Origin of the sequence: Paragemmobacter straminiformis (genome assembly GCF_014243445.1) — a bacterium.
GTDB classification, from domain to species: Bacteria; Pseudomonadota; Alphaproteobacteria; order Rhodobacterales; family Rhodobacteraceae; genus Paragemmobacter; species Paragemmobacter straminiformis.
Genome location: NZ_JACLQD010000003.1, coordinates 21,621 through 34,265, shown reverse-complemented (window position 1 = coordinate 34,265; position 12,645 = coordinate 21,621). Strand labels below are relative to the sequence as shown.

Below are 12,645 nucleotides of genomic sequence, written 5' to 3'. Positions count from 1 at the left end.
CTTCTGCGGCGCTCTCAGAAAATAATTGAGTTCGTTCATTTTTGAAGTCAATGTCAAAACAGCAATAAACTCATAGGCACCCATGACCGGCCTGCGCGAAAGACAGAAAGCCCACAGAACGCGGCGTATCCTTGAAACGTCGTCGCAGCTTTTCCGTCAGGTCGGCTATGGCGCGGTGCGCATCGACGACATCGCGCGCGCGGCCGAAATCTCGGTCGGCACCTTCTACAACTACTTCGAGACAAAGGGTGATCTTCTCCTCGCCATCGTCTCGATGGAGGTCGAGGAGGTCCATGATTTCGGCAAGACCCTTCTCGCCGACCCGCCCGCCGATGTGGCCCGCGCCCTCGCGCGGCTGATCGGCGGCTATTACGACCACTCGCTTGTCTACCTGTCGAAAGAGATGTGGCGCACCGCGATGGCGATCACCATCGAAGCCCCCGCCACCCGCTTTTCCACCCGCTTCACCGACCTTGACCGCATGCTGACCGATCAGGTCTGCGCCCTTCTGGCCGAACTCCAGCGCCGCGCGGTGGTCCGTCCCGATATCGACACCCGCGCGCTGGGCGAGGTGGTGTTCAACAACCTCAACGCCATGTTCATCGAATTCGTCAAGGACGACGCGATGACCCTGCCGCAGCTCAACGACTGCGTGGCGCGCCAGAACGCGCCGCTTGCCGCGTTGATCTCGTGCTAGGCTTTACGCCGCACCCGTTCCGCGATTAGCTGCGCCCTGAACCATAGGGGTGCGCGATGCTATCCGCCTTTCTTCCCTCCGCAGGCCGCCTCGTCCCGCTCCCCGCAGGCGAACCCCTGTCGCGCGCCGTCTGGATCGACCTGTTCCAACCCACCCCGGACGAGGCCGCCGCCGTCGCAGCCCTTGGCCTCGACGTTCCGACCCTTGCCGACATGGAAGAAATCGAGATTTCGAACCGCCTCTACCGCGAAGGCGCTGTCGATTGCATGACCGTGGTCCTGACCGGCCATTCCCAGACCAACACGCCCATTTCAGGCCCCGTCAGCTTCATCCTCGGCCCCGACCGGCTGGTGACCGTGCGCCACCACGCCTCGCGTCCGTTTGAAACCTACCCCACCCGCGCCGACAAATTCGCCCTCGGCTGCACCCGCAGCCACGCGGTTTTCCTGTCCTTGGTCGAGGAAATCACCGGCCGCCTTGCCGATCTGCTCGAATCCGCGGGCCGCAGCCTCGACACGCTCGGCAACGCCATCCACGACACCCCGCGCCGCAGCCGCGCACAGGAACGGCTCGAAGTGGCCCTGCGCCAGCTTGGCCGCGAAGGCCACCTGATCGGCATCCTCCGCCTCGCGCTTCTCACGCTTGACCGCGCGCTTGGCTTCTACGCCCAGAACGACCGCGACCCGGCGCAGGACAACACCGTCAAGGCCCTGCGCCGCGACGTGAACGCCCTCGAGGTTCACACAGATTTCCTCTCGGCCCGCATCGCGCAGGCGACCGATCTCACGCTCGGCATGATCAACCTCGCGCAGAACTCGACGGTCCGCATCGTCTCGGTCGTGGCGGTGCTGTTCTCGCCGCCCATGCTGGTGGCCAGCATCTACGGGATGAACTTTGCCCATATGCCCGAACTGCCCCAGCCTTGGGGCTATCCGGCGGCGCTGCTTGGCATGGTCGCATCCTCGGCCGTGGCTTGGGCCTATTTCCGCTGGAAGAACTGGCTTTAACCCTTCACCAGCCGCGCCATGAAAAACCCGTCCATACCGCCGCGCTCGGCCCAGTAATCGGGCCGCAACCGCAGCCCGTCCGAGGGCGTCCACCACTCGGGCTGCACCCCCGCGATCTCGACCCGCTCGACCCGAAGGGCAGGGTGCCGCACCAGCGCGGCCGCCAACTGCGCCTCGCCCTCGTCCTGCAAGACCGAACAGGTGCAGAACACCACGCGTCCCCCGTCCCTGACCAGCGCCAGCGCCCGATCCAGCATCGCCGCCTGCAACGTCACCAGTTCCGCCAGTTCCGACCCGTCCTTGACGAAGGGCAGGTCAGGATGCCGCCGTATCGTCCCCGTGGCCGAACAGGGCGCATCCAGCAGCACCGCATCGAACAGCCCTTCGGGCTGCCATTGCAGCGCATCGGCCACGACCAGCTCGGCACGCAACCCCGTCCGCGCAAGGTTCTCCCTCACCCGCTCCATCCGCGGGCCCGAGATATCAAGCGCCGTGACCAAAGCCCCCGCATCGGCAAGCTGCATCGTCTTGCCCCCCGGTGCGGCGCAAAGGTCCAGCACCCGCTCGCCCTTTTGCGGGGCCAGCAGCTTTACCGCCAGCGCGGCGGCGGCATCCTGCACCCACCAACCGCCCGTCGCAAATCCTGCCAGCGCCGAAACCTGCCCCGCATCGGCCAGCCGCAGGCTGCCGGTGGGCAAAACTTCGCCCTCCGGCGCCTCTCCCCCCGCCCGCAGCGTCAGGTCAAGCGGCGGCACGGCGGCTTGCACGGCCTCGATCGCGGCCACGACCTCGCGGCCCCATGCGTGAACCAGCGGCTGGCGCAGCCAGCGCGGCATCTTCTGCACCGCCAAACCGTCGAACGGATTTTCCGGCACCTGCCGCAACACGGCGTTGACCAGCCCCGCCATATGCCCCGTGCGCTTGCCGCGCCGGACAATCTCGACCGCCGCATTCACCACGCCATGCGCGGCCCCGCCCATCGCCAGTTCGGTGACCGCCAGCCGCAAGGCATTTTGCACCACGCGCGGCGGCGCCTTGCGCATGTGCTTTTCCAGAACCTTGTCGGCCTGCTCCACATGGCGCAGCGTCGCCAGTGCCAGCCGCTGCGCCCGCGCCCGGTCCGACGGGGTCAGCCCCGCCAGCGGTCCCTGACCGTCGGCCACGGCCTGCGCCATCAACTGCCCCTCGGCCAGCACCGCGCCCAATAGGCCAACCGCTGCCGCCCGCGCCGCCAATCCCTCTGCCGCCATGACCCGCACCCTTGTTGCCTTGGCCCAACGACGTATATCAACACGGCAGAAACAGGAACCCGCCATGTCCGACGAAAAAGCCCTTCCCCCCGCAGCCCTTCCCCCCGCAGCTCTCCGCGCCTTGGCCGAGGCCGAAGAACGGCGCAAGGCTGCCAAACCGGCAGACCTCCCCCCCGAACTGGGTGGCCGCGACGGCCCCGAACCCGTGCGCTACGGCGATTGGGAGAAGAAAGGTCTCGCGATCGACTTCTAGCGGATGCTGAAGGCGGCCGATTCCCCCGCGCCCTTGTCGACGGTAAACCGCACCGCGCCATCCCCCGCCTCGACCAGCTGGCAATTCAGCGGGATGGGATAGCCCGACCAGTCCATCTCGCGGCAGAAATAGCCGTCCCGCCATTCCCACGTTCCGGTCACATCCCAGCCCAGCGCATTGCCCTTGATCGCGCCATCCGGCTCGACGATCAGCGAAATGCCCAAAAGCCGCATCCGCAGCTCTTTCCCCGCCACCGTGTTCAGGAACTGGTCGCGCTCGCTGATACGCGCATAGCCGTCCGCCCGCGCGATGGCGGGCAGCAGCAGGGCCACAAGGATAAGTCCGAAACGCATCTGAACCCCCGATCAACGGGATTTCTACGCATCACTCCGGCGAATGGATCAATCCGCCGCCGGGCGGGGGCCGACTCACAGCCCCAGCACATCCATCATATCATATTGGCCGGGTTTCTGCCCCTGCCCCCACAGCGCCGCGCGGATCGCCCCTCGGGCAAAGATGGTCCGGTCCGTCGCCACATGCCGCAGCACGATCCGTTCGCCATCGGCGGCGAACAGCACGTCATGCTCGCCCACGATATCCCCGCCGCGAATGGCGCTGAACCCGATGGTCCCCCGCTCCCGCGTGCCCGTGATCCCGTCGCGCCCCGACACGCGGGCATCGTCAAGGCTGACGCCCCGCCCCTCGGCGGCGGCCTGCCCCAGCATCAGCGCCGTGCCGCTTGGCGCGTCGACCTTCATGCGGTGATGCGCCTCGATCACCTCGATATCCCAATCGGCATCCAGCGCCGCGGCCACCTTTTGCGTCAGCTTCACCAGCAGGTTCACGCCCAGCGACATATTCCCCGCCCGCACGATCACCGCATGGCGCGAGGCCGCGTCGATCCTGGCCAGATGCGATGCCTCAAGCCCCGTCGTGCCGATCACATGCACCGCCCGCGCCTGCGCGGCCAGCGCCGCAAACTCGACCGTCGCGGCAGGGGCGGTAAAGTCGATCACCGCCTGCGCCTTGGCAAAGGCCTCAAGCGGGTCGTCCGTCACGGTTACACCCAGCGCCGCCCCGCCCATGCATTCGCCCACATCGCGCCCCACCCACGCATGGCCCGCCCGTTCGACACAGGCCACCAGCCGCGCCCTGTCATGGGCCATGACGCCCTTGACCAGCATCTGCCCCATGCGCCCCGAAGCGCCCGTAATCACGATACCCGGCAGATCCATGCCAACCCCCATGCTTTGCCCCGCTTTAGCCCGAACCCGCCCTGCGATAAACCCTGCCGTTGCGCCGCAGCCCCAAAACCCCTATGTGAGCGCCATGTCAAAACGTCCCGCCCAATCCCAAAGCTCCAAGCAGCGCCAGTTGCGCGTCGGCGAACTCATCCGCCGCACGCTTTCTGACATGCTCAACAGGGCCGAGATCCACGATCCCGACCTGAACCGCATGTCCATCACCATCGGCGAGGTGTCCTGCTCGACCGACCTCAAGGTGGCGACGATCTACGTCATGCCGCTGATGGGCACGGCATCGGTGGAAGAGGCCGTGGCCGCCCTCGCGCGCAACGCCTATGAACTGCGCCGCCGTCTGGGCAAGGAAATGACACTGAAATACGCGCCCGAACTGCGCTTCCTGCCCGACCTCACCTTCGACCGCCTTGACGAAACCCGCCGCCTTTTCGCGGACAAGGTCGTGCAGCGCGACATCGCCGCCAAGGACGAGGACGAGGACGGGGACGGGGACGGGGCCTGACGCCATCCCGACATTTCAGGCACGGGTCATGCCCGCCCCCCGCAGGGCGGGTGCGGCCCCTGCGCCAGACGCACGGGCGTCGCTGTCCCCACCGTCAGCCAGAAGCGTGCAACACGGGTTGCGCGCTTGCCCTGCCGTCGGCGGCATCCTCAGCGATCGTGAAAGAAATCGTGGATCACCTGCGCCATCGCCTCTGAAATCCCGTCCACCGCCATCAGGTCCGACACGCCCGCCCGCGCCACGGCCTTGGCGCTGCCGAAATGCGCCAGAAGCGCGCGCTTCCGTGTCGCCCCGACCCCCGGCACATCGTCAAGCGGCGTCACGCTGATCGCCTTGGACCGTTTCGCCCGATGCGCGCCATTGGCCCAGCGGTGCGCCTCGTCGCGCAAACGCTGCACGAAATACAGGACCGGGTCGTTCCGCTGCAACGCAAAGGCAGGCTCGCCCGGCCGATAGAACTCTTCCTTTCCCGCGTCGCGGTCGATCCCCTTGGCCACCCCGATAAAGGGAATGTCGTCCACCCCCAGCTCGGCCATGATCTCGCCCACCGCCGAAACCTGCCCCGCACCCCCGTCGATCAGCAAGAGGTCGGGCCAGGCGTCGGTCTTGCGGTCGGGGTCCTCTTTCAGCAACCGCTCGAAGCGCCGCGTCAGCACCTCTTTCATCATGCCGAAATCATCGCCCAGCGCGCCCGCCTTCGACTTGATGTTGAACTTGCGATACTGGCCCTTGATGAATCCTTCGGCTCCGGCAACGACCATGCCGCCCACGGCGTCCGACCCCTGGATATGCGCGTTGTCGTAAATCTCGATCCGTCTCGGCGGCGCGTCCAGATCGAAGGCATCCGCCAAACCCTGCAACAGCTTGGTTTGTGCCGCCCCCTCGGCCATCCGCCGCGCCAGCGATTCCCTCGCGTTGCGCGCCGCGTTCTCGACCAGCTCGGCCTTTTCGCCCCGCAGCGGCACGGCCAGCTCCACCTTGCGCCCCGCCCGTTCGGCCAGCATCTCGGCCACCAGATCGGGGTTCTCGACGGCATGCGACAGCAGCACCAGCCTCGGCGGCTCCTTGTCGTCATAGAACTGCGTGACAAAGGCTTCCAGAATTTCGGCCTCCTCGGCCCCCGCCCCGGTGCGCGGGTAGAAATCGCGGTTCCCCCAACTCTGGTTGGCGCGGATGAAAAAGACCTGCACACAGGCCTGCCCGCCCTCGAGGTGCAGCGCGATCACATCCGCCTCGGCCACGCCCTTGGGGTTGATCCCCTGCGCCTGCTGCACATTGGTCAGCGCGCGGATACGGTCGCGCAGGGCGGCGGCCCGCTCGAATTCCATCGCTTCCGATGCCGCCGCCATCGCCGTGGCAAGCTCGGCCTGTATCTGCGTCGACTTGCCCGACAGGAACTGCTCGGCATCCGAAACCTGTGCCGCATATTCCGCCTCGGTCACCTTGCCCACACAAGGCGCCGAACAGCGTTTGATCTGGAACAGCAGGCAGGGCCGCGTCCGGCTCTCGAACATCGGGTCGCTGCATGTCCGCAGCAGAAACACCCGCTGCAACTGGTTCAGCGTCCGGTTCACCGCCCCCGCACTGGCAAAGGGGCCAAAGTAGCTGCCTTTCTCGCTCCGCTTGCCGCGGTGCTTCTTGATCTGCGGGAAACCATGCTCCTTGCCGATCAGGATATTCGGAAAGCTCTTGTCGTCGCGCAGCAGCACGTTGTAGCGCGGCTTGAGCTGCTTGATCAGGTTCTGTTCAAGCAGCAGCGCCTCGGTCTCGGTCCGCGTGGTCAGGAACATCATCGACGCGGTTTCCGAGATCATCCGCGCGATCCGCCCCGAATGCTGGTTCGACGGGCGGGAATAATTCGTAACCCGCGCCTTCAGGTTCCGCGCCTTGCCGACATAAAGCACCTCGGCCTTGGCGTTCAGCATCCGGTAAACCCCGGGCGATCCGTCGAGCGACCGCAAATAGCCGTGAATCACCGCATGCCCCGTCGGCACGCGCGCCTCCGCGCCCGTCTTGGCAGGCGTCCCGGTGGCACCTTCGGGCGTCTCGGCCCCGTTGTTCTGCACGTCTTCGGTCACGGTCCTTACACCTATATCACCGAGTCATCGATTCTACCCACGGCTGCACTGACCTCGCGGCAAAGGGCAAGAGCAAAGCTGTCCACGCTTTCTGTGGATAACTTCGTGGGCAAGTTTTCCGGATCGCCGGATTCTCCTTGTTTTTGGCCCTGTTCGCTACGCTGCCTAATTTTTAGGCGAATTTGTAACGTATTGATTTCATGGGAAAGAATTTTGATCGCCCGGCAAATCTTTGATAAACTTAACGAATTCGTGACAGCTCGTCATCCTGTCTGCCCAAAGTGGACAACTCAGTGTCGCCATCCCCTTACAGTTACTCCACATCCAGCGCATCGGGCGTTTGCCAGCCCAGATGCTGCCCGCCATCCACGGCGATCATCTGCCCCGTAACGGCAGGGGAATCGAGCAGAAAGCCCAGCGCCGCGCAGATATCGGCCTCGTTCGCGCCACGGCCCAGAACCGTCGCCGCCCGCTGCCTCGCAAATTGCTCCGCGCTCTGCCGCCCGCCCCGCAATGTCGGCCCCGGCCCGATGCCGTTCACCCGCACATCCGGCGCCAGCCCTTGCGCCGCCGTGCGTGTCAGCGCCCAAAGCCCCATCTTGGCGATGGTATAGGTCGAAAACTCCGGCGTCGGCTTCAGCACCCGCTGGTCAAGCATGTTGACCACCAGCCCCCGCGCCCGAGGTTCGCCGTTCCCGTCGGTCTCGGCGGGCAGGGCCTGCGCCGCGAATCCCTGTGTCAGCAGATAGGGCGCGCGCAGGTTCGATTCCATATGCCGGTCCCACCCCTCGCGGGTCGAACTGCGCAGATCGTCATGCTCGAAAATGCTTGCGTTGTTCACCAGCACCGTCAACGCCCCGCCCAACCCCTCGGCCGCGCGGGCGACCAGCGTCGCCGTCTCGGCTTCCACCAGCAGATCGGCCCGCAGCGCCACCGCCTGCCGCCCCATCGCCCGGATTTCGGCAACCACGGCCTCGGCCTCGTCGCGGCTGCGGGCGTAATGGACTGCCACGTCATATCCGCGACCTGCCAGATAAAGCGCCATCGCCCGCCCCAGCCGCTTACCCGCACCCGTCACCAAAGCCCGCATCACGCCCTCTTCTTGCAGTCGCACCCGCCCTTGCCGACCAGATAGCGCCCGCAGCGCGGACAGGTAGAGGCTTTCGGCAACTGCCGCCGGATGATGCGCCGCATCGCACTGGGCGCAATGGCGTTTCCGATCATGCCGATGGCGACCATGACCAGCAGAAAGAAGATCGCGCCCTTGATCATAGCCCGTACCGCGCCCAAAGGGCGCGTTCCTCGACACCCTGCAAAAGCCCGTCGGTCGCCGCCATGCCCAGACGCTGGAGCAGGCTGCGCCTTTGCCCGAACGGCACCAGCCGCACCTTCTCGCCGTACAGCGCCTTCAGCTTCGGCACCGCATGGCCCAGCCCGTCGACCAGCCCCAGCGCCACCGCCTGCTGTCCCACCCAGACATCGGCGTTGAACAGGTCCGCCCCCGCGTCCAGCCGCACCCCGCGCCGCGCCTTCACATGGTCGATGAACGCCTGATGGATCGGCTCCTGCAAGGCGCGCAAACGCTCCACATCCTCGGGCTTCTGCGGCAGGAACGGGTCGGCGAAACTTTTCGACCGCCCCGCCGTCACCACCCGCCGCTCGACCCCCTGCCGCGCCATCAGCTCGGGAAATCCGAACGACGCGAAGATGACCCCGATCGACCCGACGATGCTTGCCGGATCGACCCAGATGTCATCGGCGGCACAGGCCAGCCAATAGCCCCCGCTCGCCGCCACATCCTCGACAAAGGCGTGGACCGGAACCTGCTTCTCGTCAGCCAGTCGCCGGATGCGCGCCGCGATCAACGACGACTGCACCGCCGACCCTCCGGGCGAATTGACGACAAAGGCCACCGCCGCAGGCTTGCCCCGCGCAAAGGCCCGCTCGATCAACGGCGCAAGGCCGGCATCCGACAAACCGCGCGCTCCCCCGCCGATCGCGCCCGAAAGGCGGATCACAGGCACATAGGCGGGCTTCGGAATGAATGGGATAAGATGTTTCATCCCCAAGACGTAAGCCCCCCGCCCCTTGCGGACAAGCGGCGAATGGGGTCAGGCTCGTCACATGATCGACAAGCTGGAAATGTTCATCGCCCTCGCAAACGAGCGCCACTTCGGCCGCGCGGCCGAGGTGTGCGGCGTGACCCAGCCCACCCTTTCCTCTGCCATCCGCCAGCTCGAAGACCAGCTTGGTGTGCAACTCGTCTTTCGCGGATCGCGCTTTCAGGGGCTGACCCCCGAAGGCCAGCGCGTCCTCGACTGGGGCCGCCGCATCGTGGGCGACATGCGCGCGCTCAAGGATGAAATGCGCACCGTCCGCGCGGGCCTGTCGGGCAACGTCCGCATCGGAGTCATTCCCACCGCCTTGCCGATGATCGCGGGCCTGACCGCGCCTTTCATCGCCCGCCACCCCAATGTCCGCGTCTCGATCCTGTCGCGCACCAGCGCCGAGATCCTGTCGGGCATCGAATCCCTCGACCTCGATGCAGGCATCACCTACCTCGACAACGAACCCCTTGGCCGCGTGGCGCAGATCCCGCTTTACGCCGAATTCTACCGCCTGCTCTGCGCCGCCTCCTCCCCCCTCGCCGACCGCGAAAGCGTGTCATGGGCCGAGGTGGCCGAACAGCCGCTTTGCCTGCTTACGGGCGACATGCAGAACCGCCGCATCATCAACCAGCATCTGGCCGAGGCCGGGGCGCGCGTCACGGCGCAGGTCGAAAGCAACTCGACCATCGCACTGACCGCCCATGTGATGACAGGGCGCTGGGCCTCGGTCGTGCCGCGCGAACTGGCACTGATGTTCGCGGGCGGCGGCCAGCTGCGCGCCATTCCCATCGTGGAACCCGAGGTCGAGCATACCGTCGGCCTTATCGCCGCCCGCCGCGACCCGCTGACCCCCGTCCTCGCCGCGCTGATCGCGGAAGCCGAGCGGTTCGGGAAGATGTCGGGGCTGTAAGCCATGACTGAAAATGGCAAAGGCGCGTGCCTTTGCCACGCGCTGCGGGGTCCGCAATTCGCCGGTGGCCCAAAGGCCACCGGCCAGCGCCCGCCCCGCCCATGGCGGGCGCTTCTCGCCCGCCGGGGCAGGCGCTGGCCTCTGTCGTTCCTCGTGGCAGCGGATCCAGGGTGACAGGCTGCGCCTAGGGCGGGGAAACGCGGGTCGCGTTTCCTTTTCCGCCCCCACGGGGCGGGTGCACGTATACAAGCCCCCCCGGTTCGGCCGCGCCCCTACCGTTCCCCATCCCCGCTCAATAGACGCCATCTATCAAACAACGGGAAATCGATATTGATTCCCCTATCAAACGGCGTATCACCCCTGTAACGAACAAAGGGCCCGCCATGACTCTGCAAACCGCCGAAATCCTTTCCCGCGTCGATGATATCCTCGCCGCGCATGACGGGCTGGAAGGTCCGCTTCTTCCCATCCTCCACGCCATTCAGGAAAGCTTCGGTTACGTCCCGCAAGACGCCCTTCCCGTGATCGCGAAAAGCCTGAACCTCTCCCGCGCCGAAGTGCATGGCGTCATGTCCTTCTACCACGACTTCCGCGAAGACCCCGCAGGCCGCCACGTCCTGAAACTCTGCCGCGCCGAGGCGTGCCAGTCGATGGGCGCAGACCGCGTCGCCGCCCATGCGCAGAACAAACTGGGCATCGAATGGCACGAAACCACCCGTGACGGTCAGGTCACGCTGGAACCCATCTTCTGCCTTGGCCTCTGCGCCTGCGCCCCCGCCGCCATGATCGACGGCAAACTCGTCGGCCGCGTGGACGAAGCCCGAATCGACAGCATCCTCGCAGGGGTCAGCGCATGAAAATCTACATCCCCCGCGACGCCGCCGCCCGCGCCCTCGGCTCTGACGAGGTCGCCGCCGCCGTTCAGGCCGAAGCCGCAAAGCGCGGCCTCACCGTCCAGATCGTCCGCAACGGCTCGCGCGGCATGGTCTGGCTCGAACCGCTGGTCGAGGTGGAAACCCCGAACGGCCGCACCGCCTTTGGCCCGATGACCGCAGCCGATGTCGCGCAAATCTTCGACGGCGGCCCCCTTGCCCTCGGCCCGACCGACGCGCTGCCGTGGATGGCGCAGCAAACCCGCCTCACCTTTGCCCGCGTGGGCCTGATCGACCCGCTCTCGCTGTCCGATTACGAAGCCCACGGCGGCCTTTCGGGCCTGCGCCGCGCGCTGGGCATGGACCGCCCCGCCATCGTGGCCGAGGTCACCGATAGCGGCCTGCGTGGCCGTGGCGGCGCGGGCTTCCCCACGGGCATCAAGTGGAAAACCGTCTCCGAGGCCAAGGCCGACCAGAAATACATCGTCTGCAACGCCGACGAAGGCGACAGCGGCACCTTCGCCGACCGTATGCTGATGGAGGGCGACCCCTTCACCCTGATCGAAGGCATGGTCATCGCGGGCCTCGCCACGGGGGCAACCAAGGGCTACGTCTACATCCGCTCCGAATACCCCGACGCGATCGAGGTGATGTCCGAAGCCGTGATCCTCGCCCGCAAGGCAGGCGTCCTCGGCGCTGCGGTCATGGGGTCGGCCCATGCCTTCGACATGGAAATCCGCGTCGGCGCAGGCGCCTATGTCTGCGGCGAGGAAACCTCTCTCCTCAACTCGCTCGAAGGCAAGCGCGGCGTCGTCCGCGCCAAGCCGCCGCTGCCTGCGCTGCAAGGCTTCCTTGGCCGCCCGACCGTGGTCAACAACGTGATCTCCCTCGCCACCGTTCCGGTGATTTTCGAACGCGGCGCGGCCTTCTACAAAGACTTCGGCCTTGGCCGCTCGCGCGGCACAATCCCGCTGCAAATCGCGGGCAACGTGAAACATGGCGGCCTGTTCGAATGCGCCTTCGGCCTCACCCTCGGCCAGATCGTCGACGCCATCGGCGGCGGCACCATGACGGGCCGCCCCGTCAAAGCGGTGCAGGTCGGCGGCCCGCTGGGCGCCTATTTCCCCCGCGCCCTTTTCGACACGCCCTTCGGGTATGAGGAATTCGGCGCGAAAGAGGGGCTGATCGGCCACGCCGGACTCGTCATCTTCGACGACTCGGCCGACATGCTGAAACAGGCCCGTTTCGCGATGGAATTCTGCGCCATCGAATCCTGCGGCAAATGCACCCCCTGCCGGATCGGTGCCGTGCGCGGCGTCGAAACCGTCGACCGCATCGCCAAGGGTGACAGCGCCGCCATCCCGCTGCTGACCGACCTTTGCAATACCATGAAATCGGGGTCGCTCTGCGCCCTTGGCGGCTTCACCCCCTATCCGGTGATGTCCGCCCTGACCCACTTCCCCGATGACTTCGCCCCCATGAAGGAAGCCGCCGAATGACCGAAAAGGTTCAGGGACCGGCGTCCTACTTCCCCTCGATCGAAAAGAAATACGGCCAGCCGATGCAGCACTGGTTCGACCAGATCGCAGATCGGCTGGACCATTCGCACATGCAGATCGTTTCCTTCCTCAAGGAAGCCCACGCGATGGGCCACGGCCATGCCAATGCCATCGTGGCCCACCAGCTTGCCAAGAAAAAAGGTGCCTGAG

At 66.2% G+C, this 12,645-nt stretch carries 15 protein-coding genes; 8 read left to right on the top strand and 7 right to left on the bottom strand.

The features are described 5' to 3' along the window. The first annotated feature begins 82 nt into the window (after positions 1-82). Positions 83-697 carry a TetR/AcrR family transcriptional regulator gene (locus H7F16_RS10720; protein WP_185797606.1) on the top strand — a complete coding sequence of 205 codons (615 nt, stop codon included), beginning with the start codon at positions 83-85 and terminating at the stop codon, positions 695-697. A 56-nt stretch (positions 698-753) separates the two neighbouring features. Beyond that, positions 754-1,704: a magnesium transporter CorA family protein gene (locus H7F16_RS10715; RefSeq protein WP_185797605.1), complete on the top strand. Its 951-nt coding sequence runs from the start codon at positions 754-756 to the stop codon at positions 1,702-1,704. Here H7F16_RS10715 and H7F16_RS10710 read toward each other — a convergent pair. Further along, on the bottom strand, positions 1,701-2,954 hold the full coding sequence (locus tag H7F16_RS10710) for an RsmB/NOP family class I SAM-dependent RNA methyltransferase (RefSeq protein WP_185797604.1): 1,254 nt from the start codon (positions 2,952-2,954) through the stop codon (positions 1,701-1,703). The two genes, H7F16_RS10715 and H7F16_RS10710, sit on opposite strands and share 4 nt — an antisense overlap. A 64-nt stretch (positions 2,955-3,018) precedes the next feature. Here H7F16_RS10710 and H7F16_RS10705 point away from each other — a divergent pair, with 64 nt between their 5' ends. Beyond that, entirely contained in the window at positions 3,019-3,207 is a 189-nt protein-coding gene (locus H7F16_RS10705) for a DUF1674 domain-containing protein (RefSeq protein WP_185797603.1), read from the top strand. On the opposite strand, the gene H7F16_RS10700 is transcribed toward H7F16_RS10705, so the two are convergent. Together H7F16_RS10700 and dapB are read right to left on the bottom strand one after the other, a co-directional pair. After that, entirely contained in the window at positions 3,204-3,560 is a 357-nt protein-coding gene (locus H7F16_RS10700) for a dihydrodipicolinate reductase (protein ID WP_185797602.1), read from the bottom strand. The genes H7F16_RS10705 and H7F16_RS10700 overlap by 4 nt on opposite strands. Positions 3,561-3,635: 75 nt before the next feature. After that, on the bottom strand, positions 3,636-4,442 hold the full coding sequence (dapB, locus tag H7F16_RS10695; RefSeq protein ID WP_185797601.1) for a 4-hydroxy-tetrahydrodipicolinate reductase: 807 nt from the start codon (positions 4,440-4,442) through the stop codon (positions 3,636-3,638). Between the two features lie 94 nt (positions 4,443-4,536). On the opposite strand from dapB, the gene rbfA reads away from it, so the two are divergent. Further along, positions 4,537-4,968, top strand: a complete 432-nt coding sequence (gene rbfA, locus H7F16_RS10690; RefSeq protein WP_185797600.1) for a 30S ribosome-binding factor RbfA — start codon at positions 4,537-4,539, stop codon at positions 4,966-4,968. 149 nt (positions 4,969-5,117) lie between these two features. Here rbfA and uvrC read toward each other — a convergent pair whose 3' ends face one another. The 4 genes from uvrC to H7F16_RS10670 all read right to left on the bottom strand — a co-directional run bounded on the left by uvrC (position 5,118) and on the right by H7F16_RS10670 (position 9,109). Continuing rightward, a complete protein-coding gene (gene uvrC / locus H7F16_RS10685; RefSeq protein WP_185798112.1) occupies positions 5,118-6,962 on the bottom strand; it encodes an excinuclease ABC subunit UvrC in 1,845 nt (614 codons plus the stop codon). A 397-nt stretch (positions 6,963-7,359) separates the two neighbouring features. Further along, the gene (locus H7F16_RS10680; protein ID WP_185797599.1) at positions 7,360-8,136 is read right to left on the bottom strand and encodes an SDR family oxidoreductase; all 777 of its coding nucleotides are present in this window, start codon (positions 8,134-8,136) and stop codon (positions 7,360-7,362) included. After that, entirely contained in the window at positions 8,136-8,318 is a 183-nt protein-coding gene (locus H7F16_RS10675; protein ID WP_185797598.1) for a hypothetical protein, read from the bottom strand. The genes H7F16_RS10680 and H7F16_RS10675 overlap by 1 nt, the downstream gene beginning before the upstream one ends. Beyond that, the gene (locus H7F16_RS10670; RefSeq protein WP_185797597.1) at positions 8,315-9,109 is read right to left on the bottom strand and encodes a S49 family peptidase; all 795 of its coding nucleotides are present in this window, start codon (positions 9,107-9,109) and stop codon (positions 8,315-8,317) included. Before H7F16_RS10670 ends, H7F16_RS10675 begins: the two co-directional genes overlap by 4 nt. A gap of 61 nt (positions 9,110-9,170) precedes the next feature. Between H7F16_RS10670 and H7F16_RS10665 the strand changes: the two genes are divergently transcribed. The 4 genes from H7F16_RS10665 to H7F16_RS10650 all read left to right on the top strand — a co-directional run bounded on the left by H7F16_RS10665 (position 9,171) and on the right by H7F16_RS10650 (position 12,644). Continuing rightward, positions 9,171-10,064 carry a LysR family transcriptional regulator gene (locus tag H7F16_RS10665; RefSeq protein ID WP_185797596.1) on the top strand — a complete coding sequence of 298 codons (894 nt, stop codon included), beginning with the start codon at positions 9,171-9,173 and terminating at the stop codon, positions 10,062-10,064. 383 nt (positions 10,065-10,447) lie between these two features. Continuing rightward, the gene (locus H7F16_RS10660) at positions 10,448-10,921 is read left to right on the top strand and encodes a formate dehydrogenase subunit gamma (protein WP_185797595.1); all 474 of its coding nucleotides are present in this window, start codon (positions 10,448-10,450) and stop codon (positions 10,919-10,921) included. Next, complete coding sequence (locus H7F16_RS10655) at positions 10,918-12,435, top strand: formate dehydrogenase beta subunit (protein ID WP_185797594.1); 1,518 nt, start codon at positions 10,918-10,920, stop codon at positions 12,433-12,435. Before H7F16_RS10660 ends, H7F16_RS10655 begins: the two co-directional genes overlap by 4 nt. Next, entirely contained in the window at positions 12,432-12,644 is a 213-nt protein-coding gene (locus tag H7F16_RS10650) for a DUF4287 domain-containing protein (protein WP_185797593.1), read from the top strand. The genes H7F16_RS10655 and H7F16_RS10650 overlap by 4 nt, the downstream gene beginning before the upstream one ends. Position 12,645 lies beyond the last annotated feature (1 nt).

Coding starts and splice junctions, on each gene's coding strand:
- H7F16_RS10660 (WP_185797595.1), top strand. CDS start 10,448: ATGACTCTGCAAACCGCCGAAATCCTTTCCCGCGTCGATGATATCCTC.
- H7F16_RS10700 (WP_185797602.1), bottom strand. CDS start 3,560: ATGCGTTTCGGACTTATCCTTGTGGCCCTGCTGCTGCCCGCCATCGCG.
- H7F16_RS10705 (WP_185797603.1), top strand. CDS start 3,019: ATGTCCGACGAAAAAGCCCTTCCCCCCGCAGCCCTTCCCCCCGCAGCT.
- H7F16_RS10665 (WP_185797596.1), top strand. CDS start 9,171: ATGATCGACAAGCTGGAAATGTTCATCGCCCTCGCAAACGAGCGCCAC.
- H7F16_RS10720 (WP_185797606.1), top strand. CDS start 83: ATGACCGGCCTGCGCGAAAGACAGAAAGCCCACAGAACGCGGCGTATC.
- H7F16_RS10680 (WP_185797599.1), bottom strand. CDS start 8,136: ATGCGGGCTTTGGTGACGGGTGCGGGTAAGCGGCTGGGGCGGGCGATG.
- H7F16_RS10655 (WP_185797594.1), top strand. CDS start 10,918: ATGAAAATCTACATCCCCCGCGACGCCGCCGCCCGCGCCCTCGGCTCT.
- rbfA (WP_185797600.1), top strand. CDS start 4,537: ATGTCAAAACGTCCCGCCCAATCCCAAAGCTCCAAGCAGCGCCAGTTG.
- H7F16_RS10670 (WP_185797597.1), bottom strand. CDS start 9,109: ATGAAACATCTTATCCCATTCATTCCGAAGCCCGCCTATGTGCCTGTG.
- H7F16_RS10710 (WP_185797604.1), bottom strand. CDS start 2,954: ATGGCGGCAGAGGGATTGGCGGCGCGGGCGGCAGCGGTTGGCCTATTG.
- H7F16_RS10650 (WP_185797593.1), top strand. CDS start 12,432: ATGACCGAAAAGGTTCAGGGACCGGCGTCCTACTTCCCCTCGATCGAA.
- dapB (WP_185797601.1), bottom strand. CDS start 4,442: ATGGATCTGCCGGGTATCGTGATTACGGGCGCTTCGGGGCGCATGGGG.
- H7F16_RS10715 (WP_185797605.1), top strand. CDS start 754: ATGCTATCCGCCTTTCTTCCCTCCGCAGGCCGCCTCGTCCCGCTCCCC.
- H7F16_RS10675 (WP_185797598.1), bottom strand. CDS start 8,318: ATGATCAAGGGCGCGATCTTCTTTCTGCTGGTCATGGTCGCCATCGGC.